The 20,790-nt window shown below is 73.4% G+C and carries 24 protein-coding genes; 12 read left to right on the forward strand and 12 right to left on the reverse strand.

Annotation, left to right across the window (positions count from 1 at the left end; genetic code table 11):
* Positions 1-10 precede the first annotated feature (10 nt).
* The 4 genes from ACZ6S4_RS27840 to ACZ6S4_RS27855 are packed head-to-tail and all read right to left on the reverse strand — an operon-like array spanning position 11 to position 3,808.
* Positions 11-742, reverse strand: a complete 732-nt coding sequence (locus ACZ6S4_RS27840) for an SDR family NAD(P)-dependent oxidoreductase (RefSeq protein WP_465477714.1) — start codon at positions 740-742, stop codon at positions 11-13.
* Entirely contained in the window at positions 739-1,722 is a 984-nt protein-coding gene (locus ACZ6S4_RS27845) for a fumarylacetoacetate hydrolase family protein (RefSeq protein ID WP_465477715.1), read from the reverse strand. The genes ACZ6S4_RS27840 and ACZ6S4_RS27845 overlap by 4 nt, the downstream gene beginning before the upstream one ends.
* Complete coding sequence (locus ACZ6S4_RS27850) at positions 1,722-2,660, reverse strand: VOC family protein (protein WP_465477716.1); 939 nt, start codon at positions 2,658-2,660, stop codon at positions 1,722-1,724. The genes ACZ6S4_RS27845 and ACZ6S4_RS27850 overlap by 1 nt, the downstream gene beginning before the upstream one ends.
* Before the next feature lie 17 nt (positions 2,661-2,677).
* A complete protein-coding gene (locus ACZ6S4_RS27855; RefSeq protein WP_465477717.1) occupies positions 2,678-3,808 on the reverse strand; it encodes an FAD-dependent monooxygenase in 1,131 nt (376 codons plus the stop codon).
* Between the two features lie 114 nt (positions 3,809-3,922).
* Between ACZ6S4_RS27855 and ACZ6S4_RS27860 the strand changes: the two genes are divergently transcribed.
* The 10 genes from ACZ6S4_RS27860 (at position 3,923) to ACZ6S4_RS27905 (ending at position 11,000) form a co-directional block, all read left to right on the forward strand.
* Complete coding sequence (locus tag ACZ6S4_RS27860) at positions 3,923-4,870, forward strand: LysR family transcriptional regulator (RefSeq protein ID WP_465477718.1); 948 nt, start codon at positions 3,923-3,925, stop codon at positions 4,868-4,870.
* 114 nt (positions 4,871-4,984) lie between these two features.
* Entirely contained in the window at positions 4,985-6,223 is a 1,239-nt protein-coding gene (locus ACZ6S4_RS27865) for an MFS transporter (protein ID WP_465477719.1), read from the forward strand.
* Between the two features lie 34 nt (positions 6,224-6,257).
* The gene (locus ACZ6S4_RS27870; protein ID WP_465477720.1) at positions 6,258-6,899 is read left to right on the forward strand and encodes a TetR/AcrR family transcriptional regulator; all 642 of its coding nucleotides are present in this window, start codon (positions 6,258-6,260) and stop codon (positions 6,897-6,899) included.
* Between the two features lies 1 nt (position 6,900).
* On the forward strand, positions 6,901-7,578 hold the full coding sequence (locus ACZ6S4_RS27875) for an enoyl-CoA hydratase-related protein (protein ID WP_465477721.1): 678 nt from the start codon (positions 6,901-6,903) through the stop codon (positions 7,576-7,578).
* Positions 7,579-7,689: 111 nt separating this feature from the next.
* Positions 7,690-7,848 carry a hypothetical protein gene (locus ACZ6S4_RS27880; protein ID WP_465477722.1) on the forward strand — a complete coding sequence of 53 codons (159 nt, stop codon included), beginning with the start codon at positions 7,690-7,692 and terminating at the stop codon, positions 7,846-7,848.
* A gap of 179 nt (positions 7,849-8,027) precedes the next feature.
* Positions 8,028-8,594, forward strand: a complete 567-nt coding sequence (locus ACZ6S4_RS27885; RefSeq protein ID WP_465477723.1) for a VTC domain-containing protein — start codon at positions 8,028-8,030, stop codon at positions 8,592-8,594.
* Positions 8,595-8,666: 72 nt separating this feature from the next.
* Entirely contained in the window at positions 8,667-9,098 is a 432-nt protein-coding gene (locus ACZ6S4_RS27890) for a DUF4956 domain-containing protein (protein ID WP_465477724.1), read from the forward strand.
* Positions 9,098-9,406, forward strand: a complete 309-nt coding sequence (locus ACZ6S4_RS27895; RefSeq protein WP_465477725.1) for a hypothetical protein — start codon at positions 9,098-9,100, stop codon at positions 9,404-9,406. Before ACZ6S4_RS27890 ends, ACZ6S4_RS27895 begins: the two co-directional genes overlap by 1 nt.
* A gap of 160 nt (positions 9,407-9,566) precedes the next feature.
* On the forward strand, positions 9,567-10,397 hold the full coding sequence (locus ACZ6S4_RS27900; protein WP_465477726.1) for a CotH family protein: 831 nt from the start codon (positions 9,567-9,569) through the stop codon (positions 10,395-10,397).
* A gap of 120 nt (positions 10,398-10,517) precedes the next feature.
* On the forward strand, positions 10,518-11,000 hold the full coding sequence (locus tag ACZ6S4_RS27905; protein ID WP_465477727.1) for an ATP-binding protein: 483 nt from the start codon (positions 10,518-10,520) through the stop codon (positions 10,998-11,000).
* Between the two features lie 177 nt (positions 11,001-11,177).
* On the opposite strand, the gene ACZ6S4_RS27910 is transcribed toward ACZ6S4_RS27905, so the two are convergent.
* The 8 genes from ACZ6S4_RS27910 to ACZ6S4_RS27945 form a co-directional block, all read right to left on the reverse strand.
* Positions 11,178-12,104 carry a DMT family protein gene (locus ACZ6S4_RS27910; RefSeq protein WP_465477728.1) on the reverse strand — a complete coding sequence of 309 codons (927 nt, stop codon included), beginning with the start codon at positions 12,102-12,104 and terminating at the stop codon, positions 11,178-11,180.
* Positions 12,101-12,883 carry a phosphatase PAP2 family protein gene (locus tag ACZ6S4_RS27915; RefSeq protein ID WP_465477729.1) on the reverse strand — a complete coding sequence of 261 codons (783 nt, stop codon included), beginning with the start codon at positions 12,881-12,883 and terminating at the stop codon, positions 12,101-12,103. The genes ACZ6S4_RS27910 and ACZ6S4_RS27915 overlap by 4 nt, the downstream gene beginning before the upstream one ends.
* Positions 12,884-13,011: 128 nt before the next feature.
* Positions 13,012-13,647: a TetR/AcrR family transcriptional regulator gene (locus ACZ6S4_RS27920; protein ID WP_465477730.1), complete on the reverse strand. Its 636-nt coding sequence runs from the start codon at positions 13,645-13,647 to the stop codon at positions 13,012-13,014.
* 89 nt (positions 13,648-13,736) lie between these two features.
* The gene (locus tag ACZ6S4_RS27925) at positions 13,737-15,350 is read right to left on the reverse strand and encodes a GGDEF domain-containing protein (protein WP_465477731.1); all 1,614 of its coding nucleotides are present in this window, start codon (positions 15,348-15,350) and stop codon (positions 13,737-13,739) included.
* A 54-nt stretch (positions 15,351-15,404) separates the two neighbouring features.
* On the reverse strand, positions 15,405-15,926 hold the full coding sequence (locus ACZ6S4_RS27930) for a hypothetical protein (protein WP_433730633.1): 522 nt from the start codon (positions 15,924-15,926) through the stop codon (positions 15,405-15,407).
* A 43-nt stretch (positions 15,927-15,969) separates the two neighbouring features.
* A complete protein-coding gene (locus tag ACZ6S4_RS27935) occupies positions 15,970-16,716 on the reverse strand; it encodes an AbfB domain-containing protein (RefSeq protein WP_465477732.1) in 747 nt (248 codons plus the stop codon).
* A 444-nt stretch (positions 16,717-17,160) separates the two neighbouring features.
* Positions 17,161-17,982: a class I SAM-dependent methyltransferase gene (locus tag ACZ6S4_RS27940; RefSeq protein WP_465477733.1), complete on the reverse strand. Its 822-nt coding sequence runs from the start codon at positions 17,980-17,982 to the stop codon at positions 17,161-17,163.
* Positions 17,983-18,137: 155 nt separating this feature from the next.
* Positions 18,138-18,848 (reverse strand): FadR/GntR family transcriptional regulator, encoded by a 711-nt coding sequence (locus tag ACZ6S4_RS27945; protein WP_465477734.1) that lies wholly within the window; start codon positions 18,846-18,848, stop codon positions 18,138-18,140.
* 110 nt (positions 18,849-18,958) lie between these two features.
* Here ACZ6S4_RS27945 and ACZ6S4_RS27950 point away from each other — a divergent pair, with 110 nt between their 5' ends.
* Entirely contained in the window at positions 18,959-19,897 is a 939-nt protein-coding gene (locus ACZ6S4_RS27950; RefSeq protein ID WP_465477735.1) for an aldo/keto reductase, read from the forward strand.
* Complete coding sequence (locus ACZ6S4_RS27955; RefSeq protein ID WP_465477736.1) at positions 19,894-20,739, forward strand: amidohydrolase family protein; 846 nt, start codon at positions 19,894-19,896, stop codon at positions 20,737-20,739. Before ACZ6S4_RS27950 ends, ACZ6S4_RS27955 begins: the two co-directional genes overlap by 4 nt.
* Positions 20,740-20,790 lie beyond the last annotated feature (51 nt).

Here is a 20,790-nt window from a genome sequence, read left to right on the forward strand (position 1 = left end):
CGCGGATCCTTCAGGAGTCGGGGGACAGGTAGGCGGGACGCAACGCGTCGGAGACGGGTTTGGCGCCGCCGTGCGAGCCGGCGCCCCCGTCGACGGGGATCTCCGCGCCGGTCACGTACGACGCCGCGTCGCTGAGCAGGAAGGTGATGACGGCGGCCACCTCGGCGGCCAGCCCGGGGCGCCCGAGTGGTGTGCCGGCCACCGCCGCGTCCCGGAACGCCGGGGCGGCCGACGCCGTCATGGGCGTCTCGATGAAGCCGGGGTGCACGATGTTCACCCGGATCCCGCGCGGCCCGAGCTCCAGGCACGCTGCGTGCGTCACGCCGCGCAACGACCATTTGCTGGCCGTGTACGCGACCGGATAGTGGCCCTGCACGGCGGCCAGCGAGCCGACGTTGACGATCGACGCGCCCGCCGGCATCAGTGGGGTCAGGCTCTGGATGGCGAGCAGGGGTCCGAGGACGTTGACCGCCTGCACCCGCTCGAACGCGGCCACGCTCACGTCGCCGAGCCGGGCCCGCCAGGTGGTGCCGGCGCAGTTCACCAGCCCGCGTACGGGGTGCCCGGCGGCGCGCAGCCCGGTGGCCAGGGCGGCCCAGGCCTGCTCGTCGCGGACGTCGAAGGCCCGTACGCCGTCCCCCGCCTGCTGGTCCAGCGCGACCACCTCGGCGCCGCCGTCACGCAACGACGCGGTCACGGCGGCCCCGATGCCGGAGGCGGCGCCGGTGACCACGACGGTCACCGGCCGGCCTCGGACAGGCGCGCGCGGGCCGGGTCGCGGCGGCGTACGGCGGGCAGCGCGGCGGCCTTCCGCCCGGTGGCGACCCGGTTGACCAGGCTGCCGATGCCCTCCACGGTCAGCGTGACCACGTCACCGTCACGCAGCGGCGGCGGTGTCCGCTCCCCGTGGCGGCCCCACAGCTCGGCCAGGCAGCCGCCGTTGCCCACGGTGCCGGAGCCGAGCACGTCGCCGGCGACCACCCGGCTGTCGCGGGAGGCGTAGGCGATCATCGTCTCGAACGTCCAGCCCATGTTGGCCAGCAGGTCGCGGCCCACCTGGACATCGTTGACCGTCGCGGTGCACCACAGTTCGAGGAAGCCCCCGCTGTCCCGGTACGGTTCCAGCTCGTCCGCGGTGACGATCCACGGGCCCAGGGTGCCGGCGAAGTCCTTGCCCTTGGCCGGTCCCAGGTTGACCCGCATCTCGCGGCTCTGCAGGTCGCGGGCCGACCAGTCGTTGAAGATGGTGTAGCCGAAGACGGTGTCCGCCGCCTGCTCGACGGTCAGGTCCGTGCCGCCGCTGCCCAGCACGACCGCCACTTCCAGCTCGAAGTCGCGGGCCGTCGAGGCGGCCGGGAACGGTACGTCGTCGTCGGGGCCGATGATCGTGTGCGGGTTGGTGAAGTAGAAGGTCGGGGCGTCGTACCAGGCCTCGGGGACGCCGCCGGTGCCGTCCACGCTGCGCCGTACGCCCTCGACGTGCTCCTCGAAGGCGACGAAGTCGCGCAGACTCGCCGGGGTCAGGGGCGCCAGCAGCCGTACCTGGTCGAGCGGGATGCCCGCCGAGGCACCGACCGCTTCGTGGCCGAGGGCGAGAGCCGCGTCCAGCCCCTGTCCGACGATGTCCCGCATGGACCGCGCGGGGGCGAACGGGTGGACCCGGTCGCCGGCCACGACGCCGGTGCGCTGCTCACCGGCGTACCGGAAGGTCGCGATCCGCATCAGACCGGGGGAGCGACGAAGACGCCGCGGTCGGGGTCGTTGAACGACTGCCGGGCGACGAACTCGCTCATCGGGTTGGCCGTGCCCCACTGGTCGGTGACCATCGGGTCGGAGAAGTCGTACAGGTGCGGGTGCCAGGTGTCCTCGTCGAGTTGTTCCAGCTCGGTGGTGTACTCGACGGTGTTGCCGTGCGGGTCGAGGAAGTAGCTGAAGGTGTTGTTGCCCGCCATGTGCCGGCCGGGCCCCCAGACCTTCTCCACCCCCGCGCGCAGCAGCCGGCCGGTGCCGCGCATGTACTCGTCGATGCCGCGCAGCTCGAACGACGCGTGGTGCAGCGACGTGTGCGGGCCGCGCGCCACGGCCAGGCTGTGGTGGTAGCGGTTGGTGCGCAGGAACCACATGACCTCGCCCATGTGCGGTGAGTGCAGGGTGTCGGAGAGCGCGAAGCCCAGATGCCGCTGGTAGAACGCGACGGTCGCCTCCGGGTTGGGCGAGTTGATCACCACGTGCGAGAGCTTGACCGGGATGGACTCGCCGGCCTCGACCCGGCGGTGCCGGCGGACCTCGACGTCGCAGGAGACCTCGACCGTACGGCCGTCCACGTCGAAGAAGCGGAAGCCGTAGCCGCCGCCGGGCGTGCGCAGCTTGTCCGGCTCCAGCACGAGTGTGACCCCGGCGCGGCCGAGCCGTTCGGCGAGGGCGTCGACGTCGGCGTTCGAGGCGGCGCCGAAGGCGATCAGGTCCAGGCGCTTCTCGGCCGCCCGGCGCAGCCGCACCGAGTACTGCTCGGGGGAGCCCTCGGCGGCCAGGAACGCGATGCCGTCGTCGGTGGTCTGCGGGCTCAGGCCCCAGGTGCCGGTGTAGAAGTCGAGCTGGCGGTCGTAGTCGGGCACGGCCAGGTCGACGTGCCGCAGGTGGGTGATGAGTCGTTCGTCCATGGCGGGCTCCTTCGGGTTCACGCCGGCGCGCTGACGAGGTGGGAGACGCGGGCCATCAGGCCGGGGACGTCGCCGCGCTCCCGGTCGAGCAGCCATCGGCACAGTTGCAGCGAGGCGTCGACGACAGCGGTGGCGCGCAGGACCCGCCGGTCGGTGAAGGCCTGCCACATCGCGTCGGTCGGCGCGTCGGCGGCCAGCAGCAGCTCGGCGAGGACCTCGGCGTCCTCGAGGGCCTGGGCGGCACCCTGGGCCAGGGTCGGCGGGCAGGCGTGGGCGGCGTCGCCGATGAGCACCACGCGGCCGCGGTGCCACGGCGCGCTCAGCACGTGGCTGGAGAACCACGTGTAGTTGACCGTGGCGGGGTCGGTGAGCTGCTCCCGGATCTCGTCCCACGGCCCGTGGTAGGCCTGCGACAGCTCCCGCATCACCGCCAGCGACTCCGGCGGGCTGAGCTCACTGCGATCGCGGGCGTCCTCGACCAGGTACGCGTACAGCGAGGTCGGACCGGTCGGGCAGTAGCCGGCGATGTAGCAGGGACCGCCGTAGTAGAGGTCGGTACGCGTCACGCTCGCCGGGCGCGGGGTGAACGCCCGCCAGATGCCCATGCCGGTGGGGGTGGTCGTCAGGTCGATGCCCAGCATCCGCCGCGTCTGCGAGCGGATCCCGTCGGCGCCCACGACCAGGTCGTAGCGGGCGGTGCCGCCGTCGGCGAAGGCCACGTCGACGCCGTCCGCGTCCTGGGTGAACGTGGTGCAGGTGGTCCCGAACCGGATCTTGGCGCCCATCGCCGCGGCCCGGTCGAGCAGGATCCGGGCCAGCTCCGGCCGGTACATGCCGGTGGTGGCGGGCAGGTCGGGGCCACCGGTACGGATGTCGTCCAGCTCGGCGATGAGCGAGCCGTGCGGGTCCGGGGCGCGCAGCCCGAGGGTGCCGAACGAGTAGCCGTGGGCTGACACGTCCGCCCAGACACCGAGCCGGCGCAGCACCCGCAAGGCGTTGCCCTGCAACGTGATGCCGGAGCCCGCGGTGTCGGCGGCCGGCTTGGCGTCGATGAGGTCGACCGAGACTCCGCCCTCGGCGAGCAGGATGGCGATCGCCGTACCGGCGGCACCGCCGCCTACGACGAGCACGTTGCGGACTGCGGCCATGGCGGTTTCTCCCGGGTTTCGCGGCTTGTGACTCACACCACTGTTGCGGGCGGCCGGGATATCAGGAAGACCGATTCGTTGATGCCCGCCATCCACCGCGTTTATGGTGACCCGATGGCCGTCGACCGTGTGCTGGTCAATCTGGACCTGAATCTGCTGGTCACGCTGGACGTGCTGCTGCGCGAGCGGAACGTGACCCGGGCGGCCGAGCATCTGGGCTCGAGCCAGCCCGCGGTCAGTGCCGCCCTGGCCCGCCTGCGCCGGCACTTCGATGACGACCTGCTGCACCGGGTCGGCAACCGGTACGAGCTCACCCCGCTGGCCACCCAGCTCGTCTCCCGTACCGCCCCGGCGCTGGCGGGCATCCGGCGGGTCTTCGACGTCAGCGCCGAGTTCGACCCCTCCGCCGTCGAGCGCGAGTTCACCATCGTCGCGTCCGACTACGCCGCGGCGGTGCTGGGACCGATCGTGACCCGGCTGCTGGCCGAGCGGGCGCCGGGCGTCCGCCTGCGGTTGCAGCAGACCTCGCCGTACGCGGTGGACCACGCGGTCGACACGCTGCGCGCGGTGGACGGCATCGTCCTGCCGCACGGCTTCCTGGCCGACACCCCGTTCACCGACCTGTACGAGGACCGCTGGGTCTGCATCGTGTCCCGGGACAACGACGCCGTCGGGACCGGGCTGACCCTGGCCCAGCTCGGCGAGCTGCCCTGGGTGGTGCTCTACAACCTGCCGACCGCGTTCGCGCCGGCGGCCCAGCAGCTGCGCATGATCGGCGTCGAGCCGCGGGTGGCGGTCGTCGTCGACGGCTTCCTGCCGATGCCGTTCCTGGTCGCCGGCACCGACCGGGTCGCGCTGCTGCAGGAGCACCTGGCCCGGCGCATCGCCGGGCTCGCTGCCGTCCGCATCCTGCCCTGCCCGTTCGAGGTGGTGCCGCTGGCCGAGGCGTTCTGGTGGCACCCGATGTACCGCGCCGACCCGGCCCACGCCTGGCTGCGCGAGGTGCTCGCCGAGGCGGGCCGGCTGCTCGCGGCCGGTGCCCCGGACCATCCACGGGGCTGATGGCCGCTATCCACGGTTCGCTCTTCCCCCGGTGACGGCTGCCCACCCATAGTCAGCGCACTGGATGTGACCCGCGGCACATCCGCTGTCGTCGTCGCAGGGAGAGGCACCCGCATGTCCGAGACCATCCTGCCCGCGCCGACGGGGGCGGGCACCCCGCAGACCGGCCCCCGCCGGGCCGGCCCGGCACAGCTCGCCCTGCTGCTCGCGGGCAGCTGCCTGTCGGTGCTGGGCGCCGTGCTCATCGCGCCCGTGCTGCCGCAGATGACCGACCACTTCGCCGGAGTCGCGGGCTCCGAGGTGCTGGTGCCGGTCGTGCTGACCGTACCGGCGCTGTTCATCGGTCTCGCCGCGCCGTTCGCCGGTTTCGTGGTCGACGCCGTCGACCGCAAGCGGCTGCTCATCGTCGCGATGGTCCTCTACTCGGTCTTCGGGACGGCCCCGCTGTACCTGGAGTCGCTCGGCGCCATCATCGGCAGCCGGGTCCTCGTCGGACTGTGCGAAGCGGCGATCATGACCTGCTGCACCACCCTGATCGCCGACTACTGGTCAGGCGCGCGCCGCAGCCGGTACCTCGGCCTGCAGACTCTGATGGCGTCGGTGTCCGCTGCCGTGTTCCTGGGCGTGGGCGGTGCGCTCGGTGCGGCGGGCTGGCGTACCCCGTTCTGGCTGTACCTGGTCGCCGTGCTGCTCGCGTACCCGATGGCCCGGATGCTGTGGCAGCCCGAGCGCGCATCGGCGGGCGCGGCCACCCGGGGCCGGCGGCTGCCCAGCGTGCCGTGGCGCGACCTGCTGGTGCCGTGCCTGGTCACCCTGGTCGGCGGGATCATCTTCTACGCCCTGATCGTGCAGCTGTCCTTCGTGCTCGACGATGCCGGCGTCGCGTCCACCGCCACCATCGGGGCGCTCAGCGCGCTGATGTCCGTCGCGACCGCGGCCGGATCGCTGGCCTTCGCCCGGCTGTCCGGGCAGAGCCCGCGGCGGCTGCTGCCGGTCGCATTCGCGGTCTCCGCCGCCGGGCTGCTGGTCGTCGCGGCCACCGGTTCGGTCCCGCTGATCACCCTCGGTGCGGTGCTGACCGGGGCCGGCACCGGCCTGCTGCTGCCCACGCTGCTCACCTGGGCGATCAACCGGCTGAGCTTCGAGCAGCGCGGCCGCGGCACCGGGCTGTGGACCGGCGCCCTGTTCATCGGCGAGTTCTTCTGCCCGTTGCTGATCGCGGGCATCGGCGCGGCCGCGGGCGGGCTGCGACCCGCGCTCGCGGTGCTGGCCGCCCTGGCCGCGGTCCTGGCCGTCGTGACGCTGATCGTCGTGCCGCGCGACGCCGAACCGCTCGACGTCACCCACGGCTGACTTATTGGAGCGGTTGCTCTGATATAACTGTCGGGTGCCCCGCCGCCGCGTCCACGACCTGGACCACCTGCTCGACACCGCCGAACGCCTCGCTGCCGAGCTGGGCGCCGGCGGTGTCACGGTGCGGGGCCTGGCCGCCGCGGCGGACATGCCGAACGGCACCATCTACCACGCGTTCGGCTCGCTCAACACGCTGCTCGCCCGGGCCTGGCTGCGAGCCGCGGATGCCTTCCTGCGGCTGCAGACCGAGCTCATCGACGAGGCCTGGCCGGGCGGGGCGCGCGAGGCGGTGGTCGCCGCCGCGACCGCGCCGGCGATCTTCGCCGAGCAGCGCCCGGCCGCGGCCCGCATGCTCTTCACCGTCCGGCGCGAGCAGCTGCTCGGCCCGGACCTGCCGGAGGCCGACGCCGACGCCCTGCACGGGCTCGACGCCCGGCTGGTGCAGATCCTGATCCGGCTGGCCGAGCTGCTCTGGGACCGCCGCGACCGGTACGCGGTGGAGGTCGTCACCACCTGCGTGGTCGACCTGCCCACCGCCCTGTTCCGCCGCGCCCTCACCGGCCCGTCCGCCGACGGCACCGTGCTCATCGACGCCGACCACCGCCGGCGCCTCGCCGCGGCCGTCCGTGCCGTGCTCGACCTCCCGCCGCCCGCACCACCGACCCGGAAGGGCTGACATGCCGACCCTGCACCAGGACCACCCCGTCCACGTCCTCGACCTCGGCGACGACGAGAACCGCTTCTCACCGTCCTGGATCACCGGCGTCAACGACCTGCTCGACGTCGTCGTGCGGGGCTCCGAGGCGGCGGCGCTGGTCACCACCGGCCGCGGCAAGTTCTTCTCCAACGGCCTGGACCTCGGCTGGCTCGGTGAGAACGGGGACCGGGCGCCGCAGTACCTGTCCGACGTGCAGCGGCTGCTGGCCCGGCTGCTCACCCTGCCGGTGCCGACCATCGCCGCGATCAACGGGCACGCCTTCGGCGCCGGGGCGATGCTGGCGATGGCCCACGACTTCCGGATCATGCGGGCCGACCGCGGCTACTTCTGCTTCCCGGAGGTCGACATCACCATCCCGTTCACGCCCGGGATGGCCGCGCTGATCCAGGCCAAGGTGACCCCGTCCGCCGCGATCGCCGCGATGACCACCGGCCGGCGCTTCGACGCGCCCACGGCGGTCGCGACCGGGCTGGTCGACCGGGCGGCCGACGAAGCCGGCCTGGTGGCCGCGGCCACGGAGGCGGTGCGCCCGCTCGCCGGTAAGGACCGGGGCACCCTCGGCAGCATCAAGTCGACGATGTTCGCCACCGCGGCCGCCGCACTGCTCGCCGCGTCGCCCGCTGTCCCCGCCAGTTGACCCGGCGTTCACCTCGCATTCACGTAAACCTTTGAGGTAGTGCGGAGGTAACACCCGGAATCGTTTGGTCTGCTCTGGTCTGTCAACGACGACCAGAGAACGGAACCGTCCATGCGCTTCTCGCTGCGCCGCCGTCCGGGCCCGGCAAGCACCGGCGATCCACCCCAGGACCCGGACGCCCCCGCGGGCCACCGCCTCGATCCCGGCGGCACCGACGAGGCCGGGCACGCCCTGCGGGCACCCAGCCGGCTGCACGCCTTCAACCGCTAGGAGATCAAGTATCTGGTGCCCAGCGGCGAGGTGCCCGCGCTGCGCGAGCGGCTCGCCCGGCGCCTGCACCGCGACACTCACGGCGGGGCCACCGGGTACGGCGTCTGGAGCGTCTACTACGACACCACCGTGTACGTCGAGATCAAGCAACGGGTCAACCGGGTCACCCAGAACGCCGGGTGTCCCTGCCGTACGGGCCGGCCCGGCAGCTGTGCGACGGCCGGGAGATGGTCGAGCACGATCCGGGCCGGCGGGCGTTCCTCGAGGAGGTCCTGGGTCTGGTCGCCGGGCTGGAGCTGCGCCCGACGGCGATCACCGGATATCAGCGGGAGGCCTTCGTCGGGCGCGACGCCGACGTGGGCCTGCGGGTCACCCTCGACCACCGCATCCGCGGCCGGGACCGCGACTTCCACCTGGGCGCGGACACCACGAACCGGCTGGTGGTCCCGGCCCGGCTGGCGGTGCTGGAGATCAAGGCGAACGAGCGGGTGCCGTACTGGCTCACCGACCTCGCCGCCCGCGCCAACCTCTCGGTCATCCGGATGTCCAAGTACTGCCAGAGCGTCGAGGCCTTCGGCCGGGCCCCGCGCTCCGTCTTCCACGTGCCCGGCGACGACCCCACCGTGGCGCTGACCCGTCGCTGTCCGTGCTCAGCGCCGGCATCGGCTGGGTGTACCGGTTCACCCACCGCAACGTGTCCTACAGCCAGTCCTACGTGCAGACGCTGGTCATCCTCGGCATGCTGAGCGCGCTGATCATGCTGGTCGTGGGCTCCAACATCGCCCGCGCCCTTCGCCCTGGTCGGCGCCCTGTCGGTGGTGCGCTCCCGGAACGCCATCAAGGAGACCCGCGACGTCGGCTTCATCTTCCTGGTGATGGGCGTGGGCATGGCCGTCGGCACCCGCTTCTACCCCCTGAGGATCGTCGCCGCCATCGCGATCAGCCTGATCATCGTGGTGATGTACCGCTTCAACTGGTTCGCCCTGGACGTGCAGCGCCAGGTGGTCAAGGTCCAGGTCCCGGCGGACGAGGACCACACGGCCGGCCCGCAGGACGTGCTGATCCGTTTCACCAGCGAGTTCGAGCTGGTCAGCATGGAGTCCATCCGGGGTGGGGCGCTCACCGAGATCATGTACACGGTGCGGCTGAAGAAGGGCGAGGAGCCGGGGCCGCTGATCGCCGCGCTCAGCGAGCGCACCGCGGGCCAGAAGGTCACCGTCCTGACCGGCTATGACCAGACGGATCTGTGATGCCGGCCCGGGGGCTGCGGCACCGCATTCCGGTACGGGTGAGGCACTACTGGAAGCTGCTGGCCGGCTGCCTCGCGCTGGTGCTGGTGCTGACGGTCGTGGTGAGCACCGTGCGGGTGCAGCCGTACGTCACCAGCCGCGACGACCGGGCTGGCGACGAGATCACCCAGGACATCGCGGGCACCGCCGAGCTGTTCGACGCCGGCACCGTGCACACCGTCAAGATCACCTTCCGGCACGAGAACCACCAGCGGATGCGGACACGTACTACGCCGAGGGGGAGAAGGAGTACGTCGAGGCGGAGCTGATCGTCGACGGCACCACGATCCCCAGCGTGGGCATCCGGCTCAAGGGCAACTCGACCCTGGGTGGTCTCACCCGCAACGGTCAGGCCCGGCAGAGCGGTCGCGGCGGCCGCGGGGGCTTCGCCCGGGCCGGGCTCAAGGCCGAGGAGCCGGAGACGCTGCCGTGGCTGATCCGCTTCGACGAGTTCGTCGAGGGCCGCCGCTGCTGGTGGAGCATCCGGACGGCAACTTCGCCGAGGACATGGGCGGTTCCGGGGTGCTCTACAAGTCGTTGGCCACCGGCCGCTTCGCCGACCAGGGCGACGACCCGACCGAGTACGCCGACGACTTCAAGCAGATCACCAGGAAGGGCAGCCAGGACCTGCAACAGAACCTGCTGCTCAACTTCGACGACATGGCCGGGCCGGGCCGCAACTACTACCTCTGGTACGACCTGGACACCGGCAAGTTCTCGGTGATCGGCTGGCACTACAACCTCACCTTCAGCGGCGACGCCGGGCAGGGTCCGCACGACGCGGACGGCCTGGGTGGCTTCCCCGGCGGCATGCGGCCGCCGGCCGGGATGGAGCTGCCGGACGCCATGCAGCCGCCTGACGGGATGCAGCTCCCCGACGGCATGGAGCTCCCCGACGGCATGGAGCTCCCCGACGGCATGCCCGCGCCGGGCGGGGGAGAGCCGCCGGGCGGGCGGGCCGATGCCGAGGACGGCGCCGGGGCGCGGGGCGGTGGCTTCGGCGGCGGCAACAAGCTGAAGGAGCGCTTCCTGGCCGCGCCCGCCTTCCGGGACGTCTACGAGGACGCCTACCGGCAGCTCTACCAGGCGGTCTACGGCAGCGGCACGGCGCTGAAGGCGCTGGGGTCCGTCACCACCGTGCTCGGCAGGGTCGAGGGGCGCGACGAGCAGGCGGTCGCCCAGGATGCCGACCGGCTGCGGACGACGATCGCGCAGCGGACCACGGCCCTGGCGGCGGACGAGGTGATCACCAAGGGGTGAGCGGACGACCGGCCGGACCGGCCCCTCAAGGCGCTGGTCCGGCCCCCGCAAACCGTTGTCCCAGGACAACGATGCTTTCGCCGGTCTCGGCGCCCGGCGCGGCAGGGCTATGGTTCCTGGATGGCCACCCCGGAGTCCCCGCTCACCCAGCACAGCGGGGCGGGTGCGGGCGCGGGGCCGGTGGCCTCGGCGACCGAGGTGTTCACGCGCGACTTCACCACCGACGACATCACGGACCTCCGGCACGACCTGCGGCGTCACGCCGCGGCCGCCGGGCTGCACGACGACGCTCTGGACGACTTCGTGGCGGCGGTCAACGAGCTGGTCACCAACGCCGTGCGGCACGGCGGCGGGCACGGCTCGCTGCGGCTGACCCTGGACGCCGACACCCTGATCGCCGACGTCAGCGACCGGGGCGAGGGCTTCGCGGGGGTGCTGCCGGTGACCGCGGGGCCGCCCGCGGCCGACGTCCCCGGCGGCCGCGGCATCCTGCTGGCCCGCCGGCTGACCGACACCCTGCTGATCAGCGACGGCCCGGACGGCGTCACGGTGACGGTGACCCGATGCCTGAGCGCGCCGATGACCACCCCACCCAGCGCCTGACCGAGCCGGAGCAAGCCAGGCCACTCGACAGCGCGGCACCCGGGCGGCGGTTGATCAGCGCAGGAAGGGCGTGCGGGACGCCGGGCGCCGGTTGGTCAGCGCAGGAAGGGCGTGCGGGAAGCCGGGCGCCGGTTGGTCAGCGCAGGAAGGGCGTGCGGGAAGCCGGGCGCCGGTTGGTCAGCGCAGGGACGGCGTGCGGGACGCCGGGCGCCGGTTGCGCTGAGCCACCGGCCTGTGCCGCGGACGTCGCCGCGCCGGCCGGAGCGCCTTGCGGCAGGCCGGTCTCGGCGTGGCCCGGCCGGGCGTCGCCAGCAGCACCACGCCGACGGCCGCCACGACGGCGGCCAAGGCAGCTGCGAGCAACGCCGGCAGCGTCAACCCGGCGCCCAGCCCGAGCAGCACAACCCCGATCCCCGCGGCGGCCACCGGGTTGACGATGGTCAGAGTCGCGAGCGGCCCGCCCAGCCCGTACCGGTAGGCCGCCTGCGACAGCAGCAGTCCCGCCGCGGAGAGCGTGACCAGCGTCAGGACCGTGCCGGCCACCGCCGGCTGTTCCAACGCGGCGAGCCCGTCGGCGCCGATCCGCAGCAGGGCGGTCTGGGTCAGCGCCGACGCCGCGGCGAAGGCGATCCCGCCGGCCGCGGCCAGCCGCAGCCCGGGGAGCCGGGCCGGACCCGGAACCGCCCGGTACGCCCGCCCGGCGAGCCCCACGATCAGCGCCACCGCCAGCAGCACCAGTGCCAGCACCTGCCCGTCGGTGAGGGCCTGCGTCGGAGCGGCCGTGCCGACCGCGAGCAGCAGCGCCACCAGGCCGGCGATCGTCGCCAGCGCGCCGCGCCACTCGCGGCCGCGCACCCGCCGTCCGGCGACCGCCGCCCCCACCGGCAACGCCACCACGAGGGTCAGCGCACCCAGCGGTTGCACCACCGCGAGCGAACCGTACGCCAGCGCGCCGACGTGCAGCAGCGCCCCACCGCCGTTCAGGCTGATGATCATCCACCAGCGCGGTGCCGCGGCGAGACGCTCCTGCACCACCGCCGCGAGGGCGTACGCCACGGCCGACAGCAGTGACAGCAGCACGGTGGCGATCAGGGCCGCGCTCATGCCGGCTGCTCCACGGCGACGGCGACCGGTTGCTGGACCACGCGGCCGAAGACGGCATGCGGTTGGCGGCCCGGCCACGGGCACACCACCAGTACGGCGACGAGCAGCGCCGCGGCGACGATCCCGTCCATCCAGTAGTGGTTGCCGGTCACCACCACGACCAGCAGCGTGAGCGCGGGATGGGCCAGCCAGGCCCAGCGCCACGGCCCGCGGGTCACCGCGATCAGGGTCACCGCGACCGCCAGGGCCCAGCCGACGTGCAGCGACGGCATTGCGGCGTACTGGTTGGTGAGCGTGTCGGTCGCCGGGTCGCCGTAGACCATCGGCCCGAACAGCCGGCCGGTGTCGAGCATCCCGGTGGCGGTGAGCATCCGGGGCGGCGCCAGCGGCAGCAGCACGTGCACGACCATCGCGGCGGCCGTCAGACCGGCGAGACTGCGCCGGGCCCAGCGGTAGTACTCCGGCCGGCGCAGGAACATCCAGAGCAGGAACGCGGCAGTCGCCGGGAAGTGCACGTACGCGTAGAAGGTGTTCGCCGCCTCCAGCAAGGCCGGCTGCCCGGCCACCGCGTGCTGCACGGCCACCTCGCCGGGCAGATGCAGGAAGCGTTCCAGGTCCCAGATCCGCCAGGCGTTGCCGACGGCGACGTCGTCGCGGCCCTGGATCAGCAGCCGGGCCAGCTTGTACGCGAGGAAGAGTCCCACCACCAGGGCCAGCTCCGGCAGGGCCCGGGGCCGCGCGGCCGGGTCGGCGACCGGCGTTCTCCTGACCAGGCTCATGCCGGTCCCTCCGATGGTTCACGCCGGTGATCGGCAGGTACTTACCGTCGGCGCGGTCGTCGGCGGGGCGTGCGGTGCCGTCCGCCGGCCGGGGCGGCCGGAGGGCGGGGGTGCGGAACGGGGAAGGCTCAGCCGGGCGGCGGACCGGTATCCGCCGAGTGCGCCGGGGCGGGGATCGGCAGGCCCCGGCTGAGGAGGTCGAGGGCCTCACCGAAGATGTCGGCGAGACTGCGCCCGGTGGTGCCGGTGGCCCACAGGCCGAGGCTGGTCTTGAGGGCGATGCCCGAGGCGTCGGCGAGCAGCCGGGGGTAGACGTCGCGCTGCACGTCCGTGCCGGTGCGCTCGGCGATGACCTCGGCCATCCGCCGGCTGAGGTCCTCGAAGCCGGCGAGGTGCTCGGCGAGCAGGGCGTGGTGGCAGCGGATGAGGCCGAGCAGGTTCATCAGGTCGTGCCCGGGCATCCCGGTCTCGACCGACGGCAGCAGGACGGCCCGCAGCGAATCCCAGATGGACTCGTCGGCGGGCCGCCGGCGCAGGTTGTCGGCGACCTCGTGGGCCCGGTCCCGCAGCCCGGCGACGATCGCCTCCTCCTTGCTGGAGAAGTAGTTGCGGAACGTCCGCGGGGAGACGTGCACTTCCTCGGCGATCCGCTCCGGGGTGAGGGTCGCGACCCCCTCGTCGAGGGCGAGCTTGAGCGCGGCGTCGCAGAGAGCCCGGCGGGTCGCCAGCTTCTTGCGCTCTCGCAGCCCGAGCTCGTCCGTCATGACCTTGACGGTACGTCTTTTTTCCAAACCAGCAAGTTTTCCAAACCGGAAACTTTAGTGCTGTGGATCACTGCCTGCGCCGGCCGGGGTCAGCGGCGGGACGCGTCGTGCACGACCCGGTCGCGGCCCGCGTGCTTCGCGGCGTACAGGTTGCGGTCGGCCAGCGAGAGCAGGGTCGACGCGCTGGTCGTGCCGCCGGTGTAGGTCGTCACCCCGATGCTCGCGGTCACCGGCAGGCTGCCGGTCAGCTCCGCCCACGGGTGCTCGCGCAGCGTCTCACGCAGATGCTCGCAGAAGGCCGCCGCGGTGGCCGGATCCGTGCCCGGCAGCACCAGCACGAACTCCTCGCCGCCCAGACGCGCCGCCAGCGCCGGCTCGGCGACGGCCGTGCCGAGCAGTGCGGCCACCTGCCGCAGCACCTGGTCACCGACCCCGTGCGAGAACGTGTCGTTGACCCGCTTGAAGAAGTCCAGGTCGAGCAGCGCCACGGACAGCGCGGTCCCGTCGCGCATCGCCGTCTCCACCAGCCGTTCGAGCTGCTCGTCGACCTGCCGGCGGTTGTACAGGCCGGTCAGCGGGTCGCGCAGGGCCAGCTGGCGGAACTGCTCGGTGGCCCGGCGGGCCTCGGCGGTCTCGAAGACGGCCTGCGCCGCGTGCGCCCGCATCTCCCGCTGGGCGCTGTGCAGCTGCTCGGTCGCGGCATGGAACCGCCGGTACTCCGCGTACGCGGCCGGGAAGTCGCCGGTCGTCGCGAACAGCTCGGCCCGGGCCTCGTGGACCCGGGCCGCGACGCCGGCCAGCGCACGTTCGCCGGCCAGCCGGGCGACCTCGTCCAGCGCGGCCCGGGCCTGCTCAGGCTGCCCGCCGGACCGGTACGCCTCGGCCGCGGTGAGCAGGCACTCCGGCAGCGCGTCGCCCTCGGTCACCAGCGGGCCGGCCGGGTCGTCGAGCACCGGCCGCAGCACATCCAGCGCCTCGGCGGGCCGGCCGTGCCTCAGGCTGATCCGGGCCATGGTGTCCAGGTACAGCCCGTCGAGCACCAGGGCGTGCCGGGCCGCGATGCCCCGGATCCGGGCCACCAGCGCGTCGGCCTCGGCCAGGTCGTCGTTCTCGTACGCGGTGAACGCCAGGTTGTTCAGGATGGTGATCTCCATGGGGGCCGCGTCGTGCGCGGTGGCGATCTCCAGCGCGGCGGCGAACTGCTCGTGGGCCTGCGCGTACGAGCCGTTCACGTCCAGCACGAGGGCCAGCGTGATCAGGTGGCTCGCGCGGATCAGCGGTGGCGCGGCGTCGGCGTACTCGGCGCCCGGGGCCGCGTGGGTCAGCGCTTCCGCGGCGTCGCCCAGGCACCGGTGGAAGATGGCCAGCAGGCGGTGGCTGCGGGCCAGCAGGTACCGGTCGGCGTGCTCCTCGGCCCACATGTTGACCGACTTGGCGATCCGGCCCTGCTCGGCCACCCGGCCCAGCCGGCCGAGCACGTCACCGGTGACCAGTTCGGCGCGTTTCTCCAGGTCGGTCCAGCCGTGCCGGCGGGCGGCCCGCTCAGCGCGACGGGCCGGCCCGGCCACCGACCGGAAGTCGTCGGCCGTGCGCAGTTCCAGGTCGAGCAGCAGCGCGGCCAGGGACTCCCGGCTCACCCCGGCCGGGCCCCGCGACGGCGCGCCGGTGTCCGGCCCGTGCACCGCGGAAAGCATCGCGCTCATGGCTGGCACCTTCGGCCGCTGACGGGCGTACCTGAGTGAACCGGCCGACTGCCGCTAGAGCCGGCGCTTGCGCAGGTGCGGGACGGTCCACTCGGTCGGCGGCCAGCCCGGCACGGGCAGCTTGTGGCTCAGGGCGGCGATCAGCCAGCCGCGGTCGGGGCTCAGCCGGGTGATGAACGCCTGGCTCGTGGCCGACGGGCCGCGGTCGGGCGCGCCGGAGTGGGCCAGCGTGGGCACCACGGTGAGCTCCATGTCGGCGCCGACGGGCTGCGAGCGGCTGGCCGTGGGCACGCCGGCGGCGAGGAACGCGTAGAACCGCCGCCAGTGGCGGGCGCACACCTGGAGCATGTCGGCGAACCAGGGGTCGGCGGAGTCCCGGGCCGCCAGGGCCGCGGCCCGGTCGTCGTCGGGCGGCTGGTTCATGCCGAGCAGGAAACTCTGGGCGATGGTCGTGCGCAGGTCGGTGTCGAGCGGCACCCACAGCTCCCGGATGTCCCGGGCGCCGTGGACCTTCTCCGCCCACATCGCGATGGCCTGCAGACTGCTCGACGGTTCGCCGTCGGTGGGTGGGGGCATTGCCTCATTCCTCTCCCGTTCGCCGTGCCGTGCGAACGGGTGATCAGAGCGGGGGGCGGACGACGAACCGCGTCGCCGTGCCGGTCGTCGCGGGCGTCAGGCCGAGCAGCGAACGGTCCTCGGTGAGGAACCTGTCCGGGTAGTTGTGCGAACGCAGTGCGACGACGCCGGCGCGGCTGCTGGTCTCGGGGCAGAATGTGGCGTCCCGGGCGAACAGCCGCGTCCGGTCCGCATGGTCCAGCCGGATCCGGAAGTCGCGGTGCCGCAGGAACGAGCCGGGATAGTTGCTCGACTCGAACGACACGCAGGAACCGTCGGCCAGACCGGGCCGGACGACGAACCGGGCGTCGGCCCGTTCCAGGGCGGAGCTGCCCGGCCCGATGCGGTCGGTCCGGCCCTGGAAGTCGCGGTGGCGGACCCGGTGGCCGGGGGCGTCGGCGAGCTCGAGGCTGACCGCGGACCCGGCCCGCAGCGCCGCGACCGGTGCCGTCGTGGGCTGCGTTCCCGTGGGCTGCGGCACCGGGCGGCGGGTGTCGGCCGTGGTGACCGCCGCCGCGACCGGTGGGCGTTGCTGCCGCGCGGCCGTGGTCGTGGTGCTCGTTGCGGGTGACCGCGAGGCCGACCGGGCCGGCGCGGGGTCGCTGGACTGGCTGCCGGCGGCGGGCCCGGGCAGGCCCGCCGGTGGCGGGAAGGCCGGCGCGGCGGGCAACGGCAATCCCCGGTGCGCGGGCGCCGCGGGTTTTCCGCCGAACTGGGTGAGCGCGACACCGATCAGCAGCAGGCCCGCCACGGCGGCGCAGAACATCGCCAGGGAACGGCGTCGCTCACCCTTTGTCGGTGCATCTAATTCATAAGATGTAGCGACATTCGCGCGAGGCTGTGAACGGTAAACAACCGGTGGAGTAAGCGGGCCGGGGTCGGGCGGAAATGCCTGGTACGGGGGTAGCCACCCGCCGACCCGCAACCGGGTCCGGGCGTCGTCCTCAGAGGTCATGCGTTTCCGTTCGCCGAGAATCAGGCCGGACCACGGGAAACCGCGACGGCCGACGCGGATATGCTCCGGCCTCTGCGCCAACTTCGCAACCCTTACCTCGCCGGACATCCGGGAATGGTGCCCGCGCACACCGTCCGCACCGCCTCCGACCGGCGGTCGGAGCCGTTGTCCATCTGTCGCCGATATCGACGACCACCCATTCCGGTGAATGTGACGACGATTCCGGGGAAGCGGGATCGGTCACCGGCCTGGTGCGGGCACCGTTCCGACGGCCAGCAACGCCGAGGTGGGCAGACACAGCAGACCCGCGCTGTCGAGATGCGCGCCGGCCAGCCGGTCGTAGGCGGCCTTCATCCGTGCGACGGTGGCCGCGTCCTGCCGGGCGATCACGTGCCCGATGCTCGCCAGCCCGGCGGCCGCCCCCGACCACCACAGCTCCGGATCGACCCGGTGCTCCCAGGCGACGGTCCGCGAGTCCACATCGGTCAGACCGGCCCGCCGCAGCAGGCCGGCGAGACCGTCGCGGGTCCGGGGGAAGTCGTCCGTTGTGGCCGGTGCCGGCGTGGCCGGACGGCTCACCCTGGCCGCCGCGATGACCTCGTCCCACAAGCGCTGCAGCGGCGGCGCGGGCTGCGGCCACACCGTGACGCCGACCCGGCACCCCGGGCGGGCCACCCGGCGCAGCTCGGCGACGGCCGCCGCGGGCCGGGCGACATGGTTGACCACGAAGTTCGCCACCACGGCGTCGAAGTCCGCCGTCCGCAGGGGCAGCTCCGGAAGCGCGCCGATCACCGGACGGACTCCCGGAAGGCGGGCCGCGGTCGCCCGGACCATGCCGGGCTCGGCGTCGACCGCCGTCACCGCCGCCCCGCGGGTGACCGCGGCCTCGCTCACCGAACCCGTGCCGCAGCCCACGTCGGCGACGCGATCCCCGGCAGCAGCCCGGACCGCATCGAGCAGCAGCGGAACGGGGTGGGCGCACAGGCTCGCGAAGCTGCGCCGGTAGGCCTCCGCCTTGTCGCGCCACAGGTCCCGCCGGTGCCGGTCGTACGACTCGCTCATGGTTCCCCTTCCGGGCGGGCGCCCTGCCGGCAGACATCGGATCATCCTGGCTTGTGGACATCGGGTTTCGTCGATAGCGTCGGCGGGACGCCCCAGACATCTGACGTTCACCGGGATGACATGACCGACCCATGCCGATGCCGGCACCGCCCGGGCTACCGCTGAGCGTCGTGGACAGCGTCCGTGCGGTCCGGCAGCAGCGAGCGCAGCCACGACTCGGAGGTGTCGACGTGCACCAGCGCGGTCGCCTGGGCCAGCACCGCGTCGCCGGCCCGCAGGGCCTGGTAGATGCGCTCGTGCTCGGCGATCGTCCGCGCCGAGACGTGGCTGTCGGTCATGCCGCGCCACAGCCGGGCCCGCAGCGTCCGGCCGTTGAGCCCGTCGAGCAACGACATCAGCGACTCGTTGCCGGTGGCCGCCGCGATGGCGTGGTGGAACGCGGCGTCGTAGCCGATGAGCAGCTCGGCGTCGGCACTCGCGGCGCGCATCCGGGTCAGCAGCCCGGCCAGCTCCTCCAGTTGCGCCGGGGTGATCCGGCTCGCCGCCAGCCCGGTCGCGGCCGGCTCCAGCAGCCGGCGGACCTCCATGATCTGCGGCAGGCTGTCGTCGCGCAGCAGGTCGACGGCCAGGCCGAAGCCCTCGAGCAGCAGCCGGGGCGCGAGACTGGTCACGTAGGTGCCGTCGCCGCGGCGTACGTCCACGACGCGGGCCAGCTCCAGCGCCTTGATGGCCTCGCGCAGCCCGCTGCGGGACAACCCGAGCTGCGCGCTGAGCTGCGGCTCCGGCGGCAGGCGGTCGCCCGGGGCGAGCTGCTCGGACTGGATGAGGTCCCTGATCTTGGCGATCGCCTCGTCGGTGAGCGCCACGTGCGACCCCCTTCTGCCCGGACCGGCCGGTCGGCCGCTACCGGGAGGATAAGGCCCGGGCCGGCGGCGGCGGTCGGCTGCCCGCAGCGCGGGGAAGGGAGGTCGGCGCCATGGAGGACCGGCTGATCGCGGGTACGGACCTGCGTGTCTCGGCGCTCGGCTACGGCGCGGCGCCGCTCGGTGACGTCTACGGCCAGGTGGATCCGCGTACCGGTGTCCGGTCGGTGCGGGCCGCCCTGGAGCTGGGGATCACGGTCTTCGACGTCTCGCCGTACTACGGCCGGACCCGGGCCGAGACCGTCCTGGGACAGGCGCTCGCCGGGGTCGACCGGGACACGTACACCTTGGCCACCAAGGTGGGCCGCTACGGCATCGACGAGTTCGACTTCAGCGCCGCGCGGGTGCGCCGCGGCGTCGACGAGAGCCTCGCCCGGCTCGGCACCGGCCACCTCGACCTGGTCCAGGTCCACGACATCGAGTTCGGCGACCTGGGCCAGGTCGTCGAGGAGACCCTGCCCGCGCTCACCGAGCTGCGCGACGCCGGCAAGGTGCGCCACGTCGGGATCACCGGCTACCCGCTGCCCGCGCTCGCCTCGGTGGCCGGGCGGGCGTGCGTCGACACTGTGCTGTCGTACTGCCACTACACCCTGCTGGACCGGTCCCTGGACGAGTGGGTGCCGTTCTTCGCCGAGCGCGGCATCGCGGTGCTCAACGCCTCGCCTCTGGCCATGGGCGCTCTCACCGCCCGGGGTGCCCCGCCGTGGCATCCGGCGCCGGCCGAGGTGCTGCGCCGCTGTGCCGCCGCGGCCGAGCTCTGTGCCGCGCGGGGCGTCGCGCTGGAACAATTGGCTGTGCGGTTCGCCGTGGCCTACCCCCGGGTGGCGACGACGTTCGTCGGCATGCCCGACGAGGAGCAGGTGCGCCGCAACATCGGCTGGGCCTTCGGACCCCTGGACGAAGAACTGCTCGCCGACGTCGACCGCGTCCTCGCGCCGGTACGCAACCACACGTGGCCCAGCGGCCGCCCGGAGAACAGCGAGCCCCGATGACCGCTCTCATCGACTCCCACCTGCACCTGTGGGATCCACACCGCTTCAGCTATCCCTGGCTGGCGGACGAGCCGGCTCTGAACCGCCCGTTCGGGCCGGCGGCGCTCGACACCGGCGGCCACCGGCTCACCGGGGCGGTCTTCGTCGAGGCGGGCCGGGCCGCGGGGCAGGCCCGCGCCGAACTCCGCTGGGTCGAGGAGGTCGCCGCCGGCTGGCCCGTGCTGCTCGGCGCGGTCGCACACGCCGATCTCGAACGCGGCCCGGAGATCGAGGCGGATCTGCGGCAGCTGGCCGCGATGCCACTGGTACGCGGCGTGCGGCGCAACTTGCAGGACGAGCCGCCCGGCTTCGCCACGAGTGCCGATCACGTCGCCGGCGTCCGCGCGCTGGCCGGGTACGGCTTCACCGCGGACCTGTGCGTCCGGCACTCCCAGCTGCCCGAGGTCACCGAACTGGTCGCGCTGGTGCCGCAGGTGACCTTCGTCCTGGACCACCTGGGCAAACCGCCGGTCCGCTCCGGTGAGCGCGATCCGTGGCGGGAACAGCTGCGCCGGCTCGCCGGGCTCCCCAACGTGGTCTGCAAGCTGTCCGGCCTGACCACCGAGGCCGACGTGACCCGCTGGCGTCCGGAGGACGTGCTGCCGTACCTGCGGGACGCGCTGGCCGAGTTCGGCCCGGAGCGCTGCCTGTTCGGCGGTGACTGGCCCGTCGCCACCCTGGCCACTCCGTACGCCCGCTGGGTGGACGTGGTCCTCGAGGCGCTGGCCGGGCACCCGCCGGCGCAGCGCGCGCAGGTGCTGGCGGGTACGGCCACCCGGGTCTACCGGCTGCCCGCCGCCTGACCCGCCGGGCCCAGCACAGTGGACCTGCGCGCGGCCGGGTCCCTCGTCAGG

The organism is Actinoplanes sp. NPDC051405 (assembly GCF_055586185.1).